Source organism: Lyngbya aestuarii BL J, assembly GCF_000478195.2.
GTDB lineage: Bacteria > Cyanobacteriota > Cyanobacteriia > Cyanobacteriales > Microcoleaceae > Capilliphycus > Capilliphycus aestuarii.
In genome coordinates, this window is sequence record NZ_AUZM01000001.1 from 169,163 (window position 1) to 185,946 (window position 16,784).

14 protein-coding genes are annotated in these 16,784 nt (G+C 41.7%); 9 read left to right on the forward strand and 5 right to left on the reverse strand.

Annotation, left to right across the window (positions count from 1 at the left end):
• Positions 1-23: 23 nt before the first annotated feature.
• Positions 24-659, forward strand: coding sequence for a hypothetical protein (locus M595_RS00690; RefSeq protein WP_023064045.1), 636 nt, complete (start codon positions 24-26; stop codon positions 657-659).
• A 30-nt stretch (positions 660-689) separates the two neighbouring features.
• Here the strand turns inward: M595_RS00690 and thrC are convergent, their stop codons facing one another.
• Positions 690-1,781: a threonine synthase gene (gene thrC / locus M595_RS00695; protein ID WP_023064010.1), complete on the reverse strand. Its 1,092-nt coding sequence runs from the start codon at positions 1,779-1,781 to the stop codon at positions 690-692.
• 273 nt (positions 1,782-2,054) lie between these two features.
• Between thrC and M595_RS31495 the strand changes: the two genes are divergently transcribed.
• From M595_RS31495 to M595_RS00715, 4 genes are all read left to right on the forward strand, one after another.
• Entirely contained in the window at positions 2,055-2,324 is a 270-nt protein-coding gene (locus tag M595_RS31495) for a hypothetical protein (RefSeq protein WP_023063961.1), read from the forward strand.
• Between the two features lie 297 nt (positions 2,325-2,621).
• Positions 2,622-3,665, forward strand: coding sequence for a fatty acid desaturase (locus M595_RS00705; protein ID WP_023063843.1), 1,044 nt, complete (start codon positions 2,622-2,624; stop codon positions 3,663-3,665).
• A gap of 322 nt (positions 3,666-3,987) precedes the next feature.
• Positions 3,988-5,514, forward strand: coding sequence for an AAA family ATPase (locus M595_RS00710; RefSeq protein ID WP_023064008.1), 1,527 nt, complete (start codon positions 3,988-3,990; stop codon positions 5,512-5,514).
• A 2-nt stretch (positions 5,515-5,516) separates the two neighbouring features.
• Positions 5,517-6,266 carry a DUF655 domain-containing protein gene (locus M595_RS00715; protein ID WP_023064029.1) on the forward strand — a complete coding sequence of 250 codons (750 nt, stop codon included), beginning with the start codon at positions 5,517-5,519 and terminating at the stop codon, positions 6,264-6,266.
• A gap of 602 nt (positions 6,267-6,868) precedes the next feature.
• On the opposite strand, the gene M595_RS00720 is transcribed toward M595_RS00715, so the two are convergent.
• Together M595_RS00720 and M595_RS00725 are read right to left on the reverse strand one after the other, a co-directional pair.
• Positions 6,869-7,204: a XisI protein gene (locus M595_RS00720; protein WP_023063948.1), complete on the reverse strand. Its 336-nt coding sequence runs from the start codon at positions 7,202-7,204 to the stop codon at positions 6,869-6,871.
• Between the two features lie 167 nt (positions 7,205-7,371).
• Positions 7,372-9,216: a serine/threonine-protein kinase gene (locus M595_RS00725; protein ID WP_040483364.1), complete on the reverse strand. Its 1,845-nt coding sequence runs from the start codon at positions 9,214-9,216 to the stop codon at positions 7,372-7,374.
• Between the two features lie 239 nt (positions 9,217-9,455).
• Between M595_RS00725 and glcD the strand changes: the two genes are divergently transcribed.
• Together glcD and M595_RS00735 are read left to right on the forward strand one after the other, a co-directional pair.
• Positions 9,456-10,931, forward strand: coding sequence for a glycolate oxidase subunit GlcD (glcD, locus tag M595_RS00730; protein WP_023064051.1), 1,476 nt, complete (start codon positions 9,456-9,458; stop codon positions 10,929-10,931).
• 40 nt (positions 10,932-10,971) lie between these two features.
• Entirely contained in the window at positions 10,972-11,376 is a 405-nt protein-coding gene (locus M595_RS00735; RefSeq protein WP_023063933.1) for a hypothetical protein, read from the forward strand.
• A gap of 98 nt (positions 11,377-11,474) precedes the next feature.
• Here M595_RS00735 and M595_RS00740 read toward each other — a convergent pair whose 3' ends face one another.
• Together M595_RS00740 and M595_RS00745 are read right to left on the reverse strand one after the other, a co-directional pair.
• Complete coding sequence (locus M595_RS00740; RefSeq protein ID WP_023063952.1) at positions 11,475-13,259, reverse strand: WD40 repeat domain-containing serine/threonine-protein kinase; 1,785 nt, start codon at positions 13,257-13,259, stop codon at positions 11,475-11,477.
• Between the two features lie 242 nt (positions 13,260-13,501).
• The gene (locus tag M595_RS00745; protein ID WP_023063851.1) at positions 13,502-14,683 is read right to left on the reverse strand and encodes a ferrochelatase; all 1,182 of its coding nucleotides are present in this window, start codon (positions 14,681-14,683) and stop codon (positions 13,502-13,504) included.
• Positions 14,684-14,811: 128 nt separating this feature from the next.
• Between M595_RS00745 and M595_RS00750 the strand changes: the two genes are divergently transcribed.
• Positions 14,812-15,432: a hypothetical protein gene (locus tag M595_RS00750; RefSeq protein WP_338041550.1), complete on the forward strand. Its 621-nt coding sequence runs from the start codon at positions 14,812-14,814 to the stop codon at positions 15,430-15,432.
• Positions 15,433-15,708: 276 nt separating this feature from the next.
• On the forward strand, positions 15,709-16,578 hold the full coding sequence (locus M595_RS00755) for an alpha/beta fold hydrolase (protein ID WP_023063839.1): 870 nt from the start codon (positions 15,709-15,711) through the stop codon (positions 16,576-16,578).
• Positions 16,579-16,784 lie beyond the last annotated feature (206 nt).

Below are 16,784 nucleotides of genomic sequence, written 5' to 3' on the forward strand. Positions count from 1 at the left end.
AACAGTCCCCAGAAAATTTTGATATGTCTCAGGATGTCCGGCAGTGGTTAGATGAGATTAAACGGTTAAAGCAGCAGTTGACGCAGGTGCAACGGGATCTCGATGCGGCGATAGAGAGTGCTAACCAGTGGCGTCAGCTTTATAGTACCGAAGCTCAACAACGACGTGAAGAAGTCAAACGTAACCAAGAGATGATCGCAACTTTGCGATCGCAGCTTGAACAGTTGCAACAAAAGTTCTCGGTTCCGACGTCTGAAATTTTATCGAAGGTATCGATTAACCGGGAGATTGAGCAACTGGCCTCTATAGATGAGTTGAAGGCGAAGTTAGTGGAAGTGATGCTCGATCGCGATCGCGCTCGGGATCAAATTCGTGACTTAAGCGAGTCCCTCGAACAAGAAAAGGCGAATCATCTCCAAACCCGCAATAGTTTAACGACGGCTTTGGGAGATACTGTGGATTTGTTAACCAAAGCCCAAGGTCAATCTTCATCGGCTCATCGGGATCAAAAGAAACCCCAAATTGAACTGTTATCTCCGCAGGCTTTTGAGGAAGAAAGTTCTTCTCAATTTGCTCAACTTCCCGAAGGGACTCAACTGCCTTTACCTCAGCTTCCGCCAACGGATGAGTCTACCTCTGAGTCTGAAGATGAAGACTAGACAGTGGGGTGCGGCGCGGGTTGAGGCAACTTAAAAGCCCATAACTTTAGCCACTTCTTCAATATTGGGGGCGATCCCTTGTTTAAAGGGGTTATTGCAGTGTTCGATAGCGGTGCTAGGATCTTTTAAGCCATTTCCAGTCAGGACACAGACAATTGTGGCTCCTGTGGGGACTTGATCTTTGACTTTGAGTAAACCTGCTACCGATGCAGCACTGGCAGGTTCACAAAATATGCCTTCTTCTGAGGCCAGTAGTCGATAAGCGGCTAATATTTCCTCATCGGTGACAGCGGAGAAACTTCCCTGACTGGCTTGTTGGGCGGCGATCGCTAGGTTCCAACTGGCGGGGTTGCCGATGCGGATGGCGGTAGCTAAGGTTTCGGGTTGGGCAATGGGATGACCTTCGACAATGGGGGCGGCTCCGGCGGCTTGAAATCCCATCATCTGCGGGAGGCGATCGCAACGGTTATCGGCGTGATATTGACAAAATCCCATCCAGTAGGCGGAAATATTTCCGGCGTTGCCCACAGGGATACACAGCCAGTCGGGAGCATTGCCTAAAGCATCGACGATTTCAAAGGCTCCGGTTTTTTGACCTTCTAAGCGGTAAGGATTGACGGAATTGACTAAGGTGACAGGATAATGATCCGCGACTTCTCGGACGATATTAAGGGCTTGGTCAAAGTTGCCTTCAATGGCTAAAACTTCGGCGCCGTAGAGCAAGGCTTGGGCGAGTTTTCCCATCGCCACATAGCCATCGGGAATGATCACAAAGGCTTTTAATCCGGCTCGACGTGCATAGGCGGCCGCTGAGGCGGAGGTGTTTCCGGTACTGGCACAGATGACGGCAGAGCATCCTTCTTCCTTGGCTTTGGAAATGGCCATCGTCATGCCTCGGTCTTTGAAGCTGCCTGTGGGGTTGAGTCCGTCGTATTTGACGTAGACTTGGACTTGTTTTCCGATGATTTGGGCAATGGTCGGGACTGGAAGCAAGGGGGTGTTGCCTTCTTGCAACGTGATCACGGGTGTTGCTTCGGTGACAGGCAGGTAGGGGCGATATGTTTCAATTAAACCAGGCCAGTTCTTGAGTTGAACTTGATTTGGCGATAGAGTCAGCGTCATCTCAGTTTGGGGTTTGATGTACTTTTTAAGGGGGTTGACAAATCAAAGATTAAGTGCAGTGTGGCGAATCATTGAAGTTTTCACCGTTAGGATGCTCAATCAGTTGACAGAGGAGAGGGTAAAATGCGATTCTTAATCCCAGTTTACCGTGTTTATCACAACTGATTAGAAAAACAAAACGATTTTGCACTGCTCTTAATCAGAGTTTACGTTTAGGTTACGGTATAGTTAACACTCGTAAGTAAATATATTTAGATGCCTAGTCAACTGCTGATGTCAACACATTCATCTACTTTATCCCGGCCTGAGAACTTGAATGAAACGGTTAAACAGGCTAGCCGTCCGGCAGACTCATCTGCTTCTAGACCCCTACAACTCGGCTTGATTAAGTGTCCATACAATGTTGATCAGCAAGTAAAATTGCTTCACCTGCAAGCTGAGGTGGACACGCTGCTATTGCAACTGCAAACTCTCAAGCAGCAACGCTTGATTACTCCGATGTCAGAAGATCTCGACACCGTATCAGGCCAACACCAACAGTAAGAGTACAATTTGATTGAGCAAATGTCATTGCTCTTGTAAACTGGGAGAGGGTAACATTGCATCATCGATTTAACCTCATTCTTAATCGTCGGTTAAATTGGGTTTATCCCTGCTTTCTCGGGTGACAAAAGTAGGAAAATTGCTCTACAATTATTTTGAGCTTTCACCTCAACCCTTTAATTCCTATCTGGGAGTTAGAGTCTTTTCCAGGGTTAATTTTCCTGGTCATTGAAAACTGTATTAAGAACACGCCAACTCCACTGTTTGGTGTGGTGATTCTACTGAGAAAAATCATCCATGACCCTATCTATCGAAAGTCCAGAGAGTCTAAAATCGACTCAAAACAAGTCTGATTTGCGTTTGAGAGATATTATAAAAACTTTGCCTCGTGAAGTTTTCGTCAAAAACAAACGTAAAGCTTGGAGTGTAGTCATTATCAATGTCAGTCTCGTGATTTTAGGCTACATTGCCATTGCCTTTTCTCCGTGGTACCTACTTCCTATAGCTTGGATTTTTACCGGAACTGCATTAACCGGTTTTTTTGTGATTGGCCACGACTGCGGTCATCGTTCTTTTGCCAATCGTCGCTGGGTGAATGACTTAGTGGGTCATCTGGTCATGTTACCCCTAATTTATCCGTTTCATGGGTGGAGAATTGGTCACAATCACCACCACAAACACACCAATAAAATGAGTGAGGATAATGCGTGGCATCCCTGGACGACTGAAGTTTATGAAAACTTTGACCGAGTGACTCAGGTAGCCTATCACTTAGGTCGAGGACGGGCCTGGTGGATTGCTTCTATTTTACACTGGGGAAATGTCCATTTTTACTGGCCAGAATTTGAAGGCAAACAACGAGAACAGGTGAAGTTTTCGGCGTTAGTGGTGATTGGATTTGCTGCCATTGCCTTTCCCACAATAATTGCAACTACCGGAATTTGGGGATTTGTTAAGTTTTGGTTGGTGCCTTGGTTGGTCTACCATTTCTGGATGAGTACCTTTACTTTAGTTCACCACACTTTTCCTGATATTCCGTTTAGCACTCCCGAAAAGTGGCACGAAGCAACCGCCCAATTATCTGGAAGTGTTCACTGCAATTATCCGGGTTGGGTAGAGTTTCTCTGTCACGATATTAACGTTCATGTTCCTCACCACGTCTCCACTGCAATTCCGTCTTATAACCTGCGAAAAGCCTACAGCAGCATCAAGGAAAATTGGGGAGAATATCTCTATCCTGAACAGAATTTTTCTTGGGAATTGATGACGGAGATTACCGATCAATGTCACTTCTACGACGAAGAAAACTGTTATAAATCTTTCAAGGAATATAATCGATAAAACCTTGATTTCAAGTTGATTGTAGAGGCGTTCTCCGAGAGCGTCTTTTTTTATTTAGAGGAATTATGACTTAGACCTCCTCGCTGTAAATAAACTTCATCGCTTGATTTCAAAGTTTTTCTTGATTAACAAGTTGTTCTAATTCTTGCGGTTCATAGCGTCCTTCTTCAACCTCTAGAGAGGCTTTGTTAATGGCTTGTGGATAGGCTTTCTCTAAAATACGATTTAATTCTTCAAAAAAATGAGCAAGAAGGAAGTCTCATGGTAGGATAAAAAAATTACCAGTCAATCCGATCAGATTAACATGATACGGAGTTAACCCTTGAGTTTTAATCCTGCATTGTGCCGAAATGAAAGGGAAGTCGAGAGTAAACTGATTGTTAGTTATTTGTTACCGCAGTTGGGATATACCCCCAACACTTGGCATCAAGAGGTAACATTCGGCAATATTCGGTTAGATTTTTTATCCTTTGCGGCACAAGTTATTCCATTTAGAGTTGATGCTGATTCTCCATTAAGTGTTGTGATGGAGGCGAAGCATCCCAATCAAAATTTGAATCGTCACGTTCAAAAACTGCGGCGTTATTTAACCAGTTTGAGCGTCAGATATGGACTGCTTACCAATGGGAAAGAAATCCGAATTTATCAACGGGTTTCTGATAATATTCAGTTAGTTTTTCAATGTCGTGGGGAGGAAATTGAAGCAAAAATAGAGGAAATTCGAGGTTTAATTGGTCGAGAATCGCTCAAACCTAGACCCGAAATTACTTCATTATCTTCTGATGAATCAGATGACAAGAGTTCAGTTATTGTCGAAAATGAAGACATAAAACTGACTCAGATTTCCGAAGAAACTTTTGAACAGACTCCAATCTCAACAGAAAACGAACAAACAGAATCCAATCAAGAATTATCTCCATTTCCATCAGTTGTATCTCAAGGTTCTATTCTGGAAAGGACAAGTAACATGAAAATTATTGCCGTTTATCATAATAAAGGTGGTGTCGGTAAAACCACCACTGTTGTTAATTTAGCAGCAGCTTTCAGTAAAAGAGGCTATCGAGTTTTAGTGATTGACTTAGACAGTCAGGCTAATACAACCTTTGCAATGGGATTAGTAAAGTTTCAATTTGATGAAGAAGATAATATTAAAGATAGCTATGTTTATCATTTCCTAAAATCTGGAGAACTTGACTTTGTTTCTGATGTTGCCAGAAAGTCTAATGGGTTTAACGATCCAGAAATTGATGTCATTCCTTCTCATATTGACTTAATTCAACATCAAGATTTTTTAAAGAATATTCAAGCCACTCCTTTCAGACTACCCAGCAAACTTAAACGGGCAGAGAATGACTATGATATCGTGATTATAGATACTCCTCCCTCTCGTGATTTATATGCACAACTCCCTCTGATTGCTGCTGATTATTTAATTATACCATCAGATCTCAAACCTTTTGCGAATCAAGGATTATCTAATGTTAAAACTTTAATTAAAGACGTTAACGATTTTCGGGAGTCAAGCGGACGAACCCCCATTAATCTTTTGGGTGTTTTACCTTCTAAAATAGCCACTAACGCTCGATACTTACAATATGTATTTCCGCGACAAAAAAAAGTAATTCCTGAAAAATATGAACTTCCACTCATGGATAGTGTTATTTTTGAAAGAACAGCTTTATCTCAATGTCTAAATGAGACAATTCTATCAGAAGAATCAGAAATTGCCGAACCCCAGTCTATTTTTAAATACGCAGAAAAAAATTCCTCAGCAAGTAATGCTGCTAGTCAATCTATCGAGGAATTTGAAGCACTCGCTACAGAAGTTTTAAGAAAAATGGGAGTTTAAAAGTGATTAAGTTTTCCTATGTGGATGTTAAATCAATTACCTCAGATGTTCCGCGATCAGAATTTTCTGAAGCTGAAATTGACACTTTAGCCGATTTGATTCTAGAGTGTGAGGGAGTGTTAAAACCGATATTCTTACAACAGGTTGATTTAGAACACTACAAAGTGATTGAGGGAGATTTAGAATATTATGCTGCGGTGAGAGCGAAGGAAAAAAACTTGCGTCAAGGAGAGATGATTAATGCAATTATTGTTTCTCCCGCTCAAGAACAATCTATCAAGCAACAACTCAACTTTTTCAAGAAATCTCAATCTTTAAATGTTCCAGAAAAAAGAGAGAATAACGCCAGTACAACGAATTTTGATGGCGTTGAGTCTCGAATATTGAATATGGAGTCTCGCCAAAATAATCTAGAATCACGTCTAAATCAAGGCTTTGATCGACAAAATTCAATTGTCCAAAACATTAATCAAAAATTTGATCGGGAGATACAAGAGATCAAATCTCAAATCCCGAAAAAATCGCAACCACTTGAGGCTTTTAATACTTTGAGTTTATCTGAACTCGCCTTTCGCTTGAAAACTGCTAATATCACCGGAAAAACGGCTGAGAAAATTATTCAAAATATAGAACGTGAACGAGCTAAAAAGCCGTTTGAATCTCTAGGAGATATTATCGAGCGTATTGAAGGATTAGGCGATAAGAGGATGATCTCAATTCTTGATACTTGGTCAAGAACACTATTTTTATAATAGCCAAAACGGGTAGGGTCTGTCAAACCGATTTATTTGAAAATTCACAAAAATTGTGAGAATTTGATGCACCCTACATGGGTTAATTGATAAAATCCAATAAATTTTTATCGGCAATAACATAGGTTTTTGCTGGCTTTTTAAGCTTTTTAACTTTATCTTCTTCTACCGCTTTTTTTAACCATTCTCGCATTTGTCCGATTTGTACATCTAAACGTTCGGCGAGAGATTTATCATCTAACGGTTCTTGTAGATGTTTTAATAGAATTGGTAGAACCGCTTGATAAATTTCTTCAGAGTGTTACAAGCATTACCCCGCAATATTCCCGCTTTGGCTACAACCGCCACCGCAAATAATCGAATTGAAATGACATCATGTTATTTAGCATTTAGAACCTCTCCCTAAATCCCCCCTTGATCCCCCCTAACCCCCCTTATTAAGGGGGGTGGCGAAGCCGGGGGGATTCCCTTAAAAATGGGGGTGGGAGGTAAGGCGAGGGACTTTGAGGCATGGCGATCGCCGAAGCGATGAAAATAGATATATTACAATCAGATAAGCTTGTAGGCTTGTCTCAAGAATGTCTGCTAGGATCACGAAGCTACTACACTATACTATACTTTATGAAGGGTCGTTTATAGGGATGCTGTAATCCTAAGATAATATCTTCTTTAGGCATACCCATCTCTACCAATTCTTCAGCAATAAGAATATCCGTTGTATTCCGTTGAATCCAAATTTTCCCATCTTTAATATCAAGATGAATGATACAATTGTAAATCCGATCATAATCTTCCCAACCCAACTCTAAAATTTGATAATGGTCTCGTTCAGTATCAAATTTTAACTGAGTTTCAATATTTTCTTCTGACGTTTTAAACTGACTATACTTCATTAATAATGATTGAACAATTTGACGATATTTTTCTAGTTTATTCATTGTAATATCACCTCATTAATAGAATCATAAACAATTTTACAAATCAGCTAACATTGCTATCGGACTAAAAATGAGCAGCATTTGAGTCGGTTTTCACCGACTTTCTCTATTAGCCTGGAACTTCAGTCTCAGGTCAATTTATTGTTAAAGCCGCCCCGACAAACGTTTTACCATCCCCGCCACAATTTAATCGTTTTGTCATAACTCCCACTGGCTAAGGTTCGACCATCGGGACTGAAGGCGACAGAGTAGAAAAAATTTGAATATCCGGTGAGCGTGGTAATTTGCCGTTGAGTCTGCACATCCCACAATTTGATCGTGTCGTCAGAACTCCCACTGGCTAAGGTTCGACCATCGGGGCTGAAAGCGACAGACATGACCCTATTTGAATGTCCGGTGAGAGTGGTAATTTGCCGTTGAGTCTGCACATTCCACAATTTAATCGTATAGTCATAACTCCCACTGGCTAAGGTTCGACCATCGGGACTGAAGGCGACAGACTCGACAGAATATGAATGTCCGGTGAGCGTGGCAATTTCCCGTTTAGTCCGCACGTTCCACAATTTGATCGTGTCGTCAGAACTCCCACTGGCTAAGGTTCGACCATCGGGGCTGAAAGCGACAGACATGACCCTATTTGAATGTCCGGTGAGAGTGGTAATTTGCCGTTGAGTCTGCACATCCCACAATTTGATCGTCTTGTCATCACTCCCACTGGCTAAGGTTCGACTATCGGGACTGAAAGCTACAGACCTGACATAACTTGAATGTCCGGTGAGAGTGGCAATTTTCCGTTTAGTCTGCACATCCCACAATTTAATCGTGTCATAACTCCCACTGGCTAAGGTTCGACCATCGGGGCTGAAGGCGACAGACCTGACCCAACCTAAACAGTAGAAAAAACCTGAATGTCCGGTGAGAGTGGCAATTTCCCGTTGACTCCGCACATCCCACAATTTGATCGTTTTGTCAGAACTTCCACTGGCTAAGGTTCGACCATCGGGACTGAAAGCTACAGACGAGACAGTATTTGAATGTCCCTTCAAAGTCGTGACTAAAGTTGGATTTTGCCAAGAAATCGGGGAAGTTTGAACAACTTTTGGTTGAGGAGAAACGGGAGATTGAATTTTTAACGCTTCTAAAACTTCTGCAACCGACGAAAAACGATTTTCAATTTTTTCTTGTAATAACTTATCTAAAATTTCCCCCAATTCTTGACTCACCGAACCCTTTAAAGACTGTCGCCAGTTTCCCGTCCAACTGTAACCTTGTCTCAGGGATAATTCGTAGGGATTCACATCGGTTAACAGGTGAAAACAGGTGACTCCCAAACTAAATAAATCACTCGCCGGATAAGCTTCGCCGCCTAACATTTGTTCGATAGGTGCATAACCGAGCGATCCAATTTGAGTCCCGATTTGAGTGGATAACACGGTTTTTGATAACTCTTTGGCAACCCCAAAATCGAGCAGAACAAACTGACCATCCTCCCGACGCCGGATAATATTTTCGGGTTTAATATCCCGGTGAATTACATTTTTTTGATGGATAAACTCGATCACGGGTAATAAACTGAGTAATAGGTCTTTAACTTCCTGTTCGCTCCAAACGCCTTGCTGTTTTAAAAGTTCTGATAAGTTCTCGCCTTCAATATATTCTTGAACCAAATAAAGCTGGTTGTTGTCTTCAAAATAGGCCGATAATGTGGGAATTTGGTCATGTTTTCCCAGTTGTTGGAGTTGTCTGGCTTCCCGTTCAAATAGTTCTATCGCTTTTTGTAATGCTGCGGTTCCCTGCACGCTCGGCACAAACTGTTTAACCACACAAGATTCTTTCAGTTTATCATAATCTTCTGCCAAATAGGTTCGACCAAATCCCCCCTGTCCCAACAGTTTAATGATGCGAAACCGCCCCCGCAGCAGGTCGGGTATTTTCACCCCGCAAGCCTGACAGTAAATTACGTTATCGGGGTTGTCGGGTTTAGGACATTGGGGGTTGATGCAGCATCTCATGGTTTTGAGGGGTGATTATTTATTTCTATTTTGCCCGAATTTTCGGAAAATTAACCCTTTCCCGTTCGTTTAATATTATACCCCATTTCGGCAGTTTTATTATCAAGATAAATCAAATAATCAAGTTTTATTTATTTGCAAAACATACTAATAAAATTTGAAATTATATTGGATGGGGTTTTGGGATGGATTCCTGTTAAAATAATAAAATCACTAAAATTTTGTATAAATATATTTGAATGCTGACCCAAGATAAAACACAACAACGGAAATGGAAACCGATTATTAAACTATTTGAAGCAATAGTCGGTAAACGGGGCGTGGTTCAACGCAAGGAAGAATTATTAGTTTATGAATGCGACGGACTCACCAGCTACCGTCAACGACCCGCTTTAGTTGTTTTACCTCGAAGCACTGAAGAAGTCGCCGAAGCCGTGAAAATATGCGATCGCCATAACCTTCCTTGGGTGGCGAGAGGGGCGGGAACGGGCTTATCTGGGGGCGCTTTACCCGTCGAAGATTGTGTTTTAATTGTGACGGCGTTGATGCGAAAAATCCTAAATGTTGACCTCGAAAATCAGCGAGTTGTCGTACAACCGGGGGTCATTAATAATTGGGTAACGCAAACCGTTAGCGGGGCGGGATTTTATTATGCACCCGATCCTTCGAGTCAAATTATTTGTTCAATTGGCGGAAATGTTGCGGAAAATTCCGGCGGGGTTCACTGTTTGAAATATGGGGTAACAACCAATCATGTTTTAGGCTTAAAAATAGTCACCCCCGAAGGTGAAATAGTCGAGATTGGCGGACAAGTTCCCGAAATGCCAGGATATGATTTAACAGGTTTATTTGTGGGTTCGGAAGGAACGTTAGGAATTGCCACAGAAATCACCTTAAGGATTCTCAAAGCCCCGGAACATATCTGCGTTTTATTGGCGGATTTCCCCACAATAGAAGCGGCTGGCGCTGCGGTTTCTGATATTATCGGGGCGGGGATTATTCCAGGGGGAATGGAAATCATGGATAACCTCAGTATTAATGCGGTGGAAGATGTGGTCAATACGGGGCTTTATCCGCGAGATGCGGGGGCAATTTTGTTAGTTGAAGTTGACGGTTTGGAAGTGGAAGTTGCGGAAAACAAACAACGAATTGCGGAGATTTGTAAAACGAACGGATCGCGTAATATTACCATCGAATCTGAACCAGAAAAACGACTCAAAATCTGGAAAGGACGAAAGGCGGCGTTTGCTGCTGCGGGTCATGTTAGCCCCGATTATTATGTCCAAGATGGGGTCATTCCGCGAACTCAAATGGCTTATGTTTTGAAAGAAATTGAGGCTTTGAGTGATAAATATGGGTATCGGATAGCGAATGTATTTCACGCCGGAGATGGTAACTTACATCCGTTGATTTTGTATGATAATTCTGTTGAAGGGGCGTTAGAAGTTGTTGAAGAAATTGGCGGCGAAATTCTCAAGATTTGTGTGAAAGTTGGGGGAAGTCTTTCCGGGGAACATGGCATAGGTTCGGACAAAAGTTGTTATATGCCGGAAATGTTTAATGAAACCGATTTAGACACGATGAAATGGGTGCGAGAGGTGTTTAATTCTAAGGGTTTAGCGAATCCTGGAAAACTATTTCCAACGCCTCGAACTTGTGGAGAATCTGCTAAAGTTCAGAATGTGAAACAGTTTGAAGGGGCTGAGGTTTTTTAAGACTAAATTTATTTGGGGTTTCTTAGTTCCCTCTAGTGAAATGTCGAAAGCTGCAATTATTCGCTTAACCTTATTATTTCTAATATTAGCGGGTTTGGGTTTATGGACAAGACAGTTAATGTCTGGTTCTTCTGTCGAACAACTCAACGAACAAGCCCGAATTTTAGAAGCAATTTACACGCAAGGAAATTATATCGAAGCGGGAATTTGGGGTGTATTTGCGGCGGGGTTTGCAGTTGCAGCTTTCAAACACAGGGGATGGGTTCGAGTTCATCGGGCGATCGCTGCGATCACCTTTTTTCTATTTGGATTATCGGATATTGTTGAAGTAGAAACCGGGGGTTGGTGGCGTCCTTGGTGGTTGTTTGTGTGGAAAAGTAGCTGTGTTCTTTCGATGGTCATTTTGTTAGCAATCTATTTAAAAAAGCGTTCGACCCAACGATAAATTAATCCTTTTTATTCACAAAATACCCAACCGTAGGGGCGCAAGGCTTGCGCCCAAAACCTGATAAAAATACCCCCAAACGCGACAAAATACCCAACCTACCGAGGTCGCCACAATTTAATCGTTTTGTCATAACTTCCACTGGCTAACGTGTTACCATCGGGGCTAAATGCAACATACTTTACCTGATCGGAATGTCCTTTTAATGTGGTAATTTCAGTTTGAGTTTTCACATCCCACAGCTTAACAGTTTTGTCATCACTCCCACTCGCTAACATCTGAGCATCGGGGCTAAATGCTACAGAATCAATTGTATTTGAATGTCCTTTTAAAGTAGCAATTTCTCTATGTGTTTCCATATCCCATAATTTGATAGTTTGGTCATAACTTCCACTGGCTAAAGTGCAACCATCGGGGCTGAATGCTACAGAATAGACACGACCTGAATGACCTTTTAAAAAGATAGGAAACTTCCTTGGAGTTCGGATATTGTTCACAGCAGGAATTATGCTTAGAGTTTGGAGATTTTCCCATCGAGGAAGGATACGATTATAGTCCAATAGAATAGTATTACTAACATTTCCCGTCGCTGAGATGTTACCCTCGTGACTTCTTGCATAATTTCTGGGCTTTATTAGGTTTTTAAATACCATATGCTCGTTTCTATTTTTAGCTGAAATCTGACAATCTTGTAAGCCAACAATTTGCCACACATAAGATGAATTCGATGGAAAAGTAGAAATTTGGGTTTGAGTTGTGATATCCCACAATATTATAGTGTTGCCACAATACGACAAACTGCCTAAAATGCGACCATTGGGGCTGAATGCTAGAGAATCAACCCAATGTGAATGTCCTGTTAAAGTTCCAACACAGGTTGCATTTTTCCAAGAAACAGGTGAAGCTAAGGTTTGAGAAGGTTTGGAAACAGAAGTTGGTTTTGGATTTTGATAAACGGGAGAAGATTTAGGAGTTTGATAACTTTTTGTAGAATGCGATCGCAAAGCTGTTAAAATATCAGAAACAGACTGATAACGTTGCTGAACGTCTTTTTGCAGTAACTTTGTGAGAACTTCCTTTAATTCCTGACTAACAGATTGCTTAAGATGTTGTTCCCAGTTGCGAGTCCAACCATAACCTTCTTCTAAAAACAAATTATAGGGAGGAACTTGAGTCAACAGATAAAAACAAGTTACCCCCAAACTAAATAAATCACTCGCCGGATAAGCTTCCCCGCCTTGCATTTGTTCGATAGAAGCATAACCATCCGAACCAATACGAGTCCCAACTGTTGTTTGTAAAACCGTTGTAGATAACTGTTTGGCAACCCCAAAATCAATTAACACAAAACATTCATCACCCCGACGTTGAATAATATTATCCGGCTTGATATCCCGATGAATAACCTTTTGTTCGTGAACAAACTTCAGAACCGGTAACAAATCCTCTAACAGTTGTTTAACCTGCGATTCTGTCCAAACTCCCTGCTTTTCAACTAATTGAGATAACGTCTCGCCTTCGATATATTCCTGAACTAAAAATAACTGTTTCCCTTCCTCAAAATAGGCGTATAATGTGGGTATTTGGGGATGTTTGCCGAGTTGCTGAAGTTGTCGGGCTTCCTGTTCAAACAGTTGTGTGGCTTTGTTTAACGCCCCGGTTCCCTGAACGTTTGCGGTGAATTGTTTAACTACACAATATTCATTCAGTTTATCAATATCTTCCGCGATATAGGTTCGACCAAAACCCCCTTCCCCTAACAGTTTTATTACTCGATAATGACCTCTCAAAATAGGAATTAATTCGACGCCGCAAGCTTGACAATAACGGTTTACGTCGGGGTTGTTGGGTTGGGGACAATGGGGGTTTAAACAGCACGTCATACGGTGTGAGATAGTTGGGGATCTTATCTCTATTTTCTCTTAAATTCACCCCAAACGTAAACCTTGATTGTCACCTCTCCCCCAACCCCTCTCCTACGAGGAAAGGGAAAAGGATAATTCTTCCCTCCTTTTAGGGGGGACTGAGGGGGGGTAATTTAACCTCTCTCCCAACCCCTCTCCTACGAGGCGAGGGGAGAATAAATGTTAATTAGGGGTTTTATTTAACCCCTGAAAGTTAAAGTTTAATGGTGGTGGTGGTGATGACCATGACTGTGATCATGGTGATGTTGGCTGTGTTCGTGATTATGAACTTCTTTGGCTTGAACCGACGCCAATTGTGGATTTACCGCCAAAGCTGTTTCATTTAATAGCGCTTCAATCTGCGGATTTGCCCATTCTGCTGCCATTTTCATAAACTCCCGATGATCGTTAGCGCAAGGCATTTGTACATAGGTAATCTCGGGATGTTTGCGCCGTAATCCTTCGATAATATGTTCAACATCTAACAGTGTTTCATGGTTTTCTGTTGCAAATCCAATCGGCATAAAGACAACAGATGTTGCACCCAATTCGATTAAGTTTTGGGCGGCTAATTTAACGTTAGGTTGTGTCCAGTCAATTAACGGGGTGTCATGGTTCAACCAACCAATCGAAATCAACGGATAACGATAAATTAAACGTTCACGAATCAGTTCATACATCGCTTGGCTTTCATCAATTCCTGATGTGAATCCTTTGGCTTTGTGAGGACAACCATGATTCATTAAGACAATCGCTGTTTGTGAGGGTAAATGGGCGACGGCTAATTCTTTTTTGATCTTTTCTTCGACCATGTTTGCCATCAAGTCTAAATAGCCCGGTTCGTTATAAAATGACGGAATATAACGCTGACCTTTGACCCAATGTTCTTTTCCATCTGCTAAGTTGGCTAAGGCTTTATTCACCTGTTCGACAGCGATTCCACTGGTGAAAATAGAATCAACCACTAACAACGGATAGATCAGAATCTTATCAAATCCTTCTGCTTTTATTTGTTCTAATACCTGTTCGGGGAGGAACGGCTTACAGAAGTTGTAGGCTTTGAAAACTTTAACTTGATCGCCCCATTTGTGCTTGAGTTCGTGTTCGATTCCCGCCCGTTGCTGTTCAAAAATAGCGTTATGAGGAGAAATAAAATTACCGTGTTGATGACTCCATTCATGCAAGTCAAATGCTGCTAAGAGTTTCGCCATCGGCGGATAAATCCATGTGGGAACAGGCGCAAATTTAGCCGTTAACAAGTTCAAAGCTTGTTCGTTATAATTTGCAAAATCTTCATAACTTTCGACTTCACCGTATCCCATCAACAGGACAGCGACTCGATCTTGAGGTTGACTCTCGGATACAGAAATATTGTCTTGTGTTTTTTCGGGTGTTGCAACCACGTTGTTATCCTCAAAAATAGTTGTTATTTACAATTGGGAGTATCTAGGACTAAAATAATCAAACTCACTCCCCTCCATAGCTTAACATCCCCCTGGGGGGGATAGCTTGATCTACAGTATAGAAGAAGTTGAACCGAATTTGGGTTATGGCGGTTGTGATTTGTCCGGGTATTCACGATCCGAAGTTAACAGAATCGTTTGTCAGTCAGCTTTTCGGCGATTGGCGATCGCGTTGTCAGTCGGGGAATTTGTTGATCTTTCCCACCCAGGATTATCCCGCTTATTCAGGTATTGACATTTTTAACTATTTATGTAGTGTAACGCAAGTTCCTAGCTTTTCCCCTCCTTCTAGCGGCAGTTTTGGGCAGCATCACGTTAAATTACCGATCGTCTTCATTTGTTTTAGTGCGGGTGTTGTCGGGGCGATCGCTGCGGCCTGGATGTGGGAACAGGCGGGGGGCCAAGTCAAAGCGTTGATCGCCTTAGACGGTTGGGGAGTCCCTCTGGCGGGCAATTTTCCCATTTACCGTATCAGTCACGATCATTTTACCTATTGGAGTTCAGCGCTGTTGGGAGGGGGTACTGAAAGCTTTTATGCTGATCCGCCTGTCGAACATCTAGACTTGTGGAGTTCCCCGCAAACGGCTTATGGTTGGTGGCTACATCGAACCTCAACAGGGGTTGAAACCGCCTCTCCCGCTACCGCAAAAACGGTTTTATCGGATTGGTTAACCCGTCACCATGAATAATCAAATTAGAGAGGCAAATTAGCCGGAAAATTCGGGAATTGGTGAATATTCCTGTATTTTTAGCTGGGGGGTTGAATTGTGATCCTGTGGCTTCATCGGTTGAAACGGTTGCCCCGTTTAGGCTGAATGTGTGTAATGGGGTCAGACCCAACGGTTAATTAGATCAGGATAAACTGGCTCAGTTTTTCAGTCACATTTAAAAATTTGCTGGAAATCTTAGATATCTATTATACTTTAGAACAAAAACTTAAACCATTATCGGGGTGAATTGATCAAATGCAGTTGGATTTAAAGAGTTCATATATTAATGTCAACGGGGTTCAACATTATTATGAATGGATAAAAACACCTAGTCAAGACCAGAAAAAGCCTGTGATGGTGTTTTTGCATGGTTGGGGCGGTTCGGGTCGCTATTGGACGAGTACAGCCCAAGCGTTATCGGATCAATTTGATTGTTTGATTTATGATTTACGCGGGTTTGGTCGTTCAAAAGCACGGGCAATTGAGGAGTCTTCTTTTCCGGTTTTGAGTTATGAATTAGTTGATTATGCTCACGAACTTAAAGGAGTATTGGATGCGCTAAATTTAGAGAAAGTTTATCTGAATGCTCACTCGATGGGCGGTTCAATTGCGGCTTTATTTCTTAATCTTTATCCCGAACGGGTTGAACGAGCGGTGTTCACTTGTAGTGGTATTTTTGAATATGATGAAAAGACGTTTACGACGTTTCATAAGTTTAGTCGGTATGTGGTTTTATTTCGACCAAAATGGTTAGCTAAAATCCCTTTAGCTGATAAAGTTTTTATGGCAAGATTTTTACATCGTTCTTTACCAACATCTGTTAGTAAAGCTTTTTTAGAAGACTTTTTGCTCGCGGATTTTGACGCGGCTTATGGTACTGTGTTAACCTCAGTCAGTAAAGAAGCGACAGAATGGCTCCCTCAACAATTTTCACAATTTACAGTTCCGACCTTATTAGTTGCAGGAGAATATGATCAGATTATTCCCGCAGAAATGGGGCGACAGGCGGCTGCATTGAATGATAAGATTGAATTGGCTATTTTAGAGAATACGGCTCATTTTCCGATGTTGGAAGATGCACCAACATACCTCGAACGGGTGCGCGAATTTATCAACAATCATTAGAAATAAATGGGATTAAGTACACAAAATAGAGGAAAATCTCGGAGATTCGAGAATGGTATTTTTCAAATTTGAATAGATTGATCGGGATAATACACCTGCTTATTTTGCTCATCAATGCTCTTTTTAAACCTTTTTAAACTCTGATTAGTCTCGTGATTAACAAACAATTACATCAGTCAAAACTGATTTTGATTAATTCTTTAAAA

Excerpts from the sequence above, each read along its gene's own strand:
- M595_RS00690 (WP_023064045.1), top strand. The coding sequence starts at position 24 with ATGTCTCAGGATGTCCGGCAGTGGTTAGATGAGATTAAACGGTTAAAG.
- thrC (WP_023064010.1), bottom strand. The coding sequence starts at position 1,781 with ATGACGCTGACTCTATCGCCAAATCAAGTTCAACTCAAGAACTGGCCT.
- M595_RS31495 (WP_023063961.1), top strand. The coding sequence starts at position 2,055 with ATGTCAACACATTCATCTACTTTATCCCGGCCTGAGAACTTGAATGAA.
- M595_RS00705 (WP_023063843.1), top strand. The coding sequence starts at position 2,622 with ATGACCCTATCTATCGAAAGTCCAGAGAGTCTAAAATCGACTCAAAAC.
- M595_RS00720 (WP_023063948.1), bottom strand. The coding sequence starts at position 7,204 with ATGAATAAACTAGAAAAATATCGTCAAATTGTTCAATCATTATTAATG.
- M595_RS00725 (WP_040483364.1), bottom strand. The coding sequence starts at position 9,216 with ATGAGATGCTGCATCAACCCCCAATGTCCTAAACCCGACAACCCCGAT.
- glcD (WP_023064051.1), top strand. The coding sequence starts at position 9,456 with ATGCTGACCCAAGATAAAACACAACAACGGAAATGGAAACCGATTATT.
- M595_RS00735 (WP_023063933.1), top strand. The coding sequence starts at position 10,972 with ATGTCGAAAGCTGCAATTATTCGCTTAACCTTATTATTTCTAATATTA.
- M595_RS00740 (WP_023063952.1), bottom strand. The coding sequence starts at position 13,259 with ATGACGTGCTGTTTAAACCCCCATTGTCCCCAACCCAACAACCCCGAC.
- M595_RS00755 (WP_023063839.1), top strand. The coding sequence starts at position 15,709 with ATGCAGTTGGATTTAAAGAGTTCATATATTAATGTCAACGGGGTTCAA.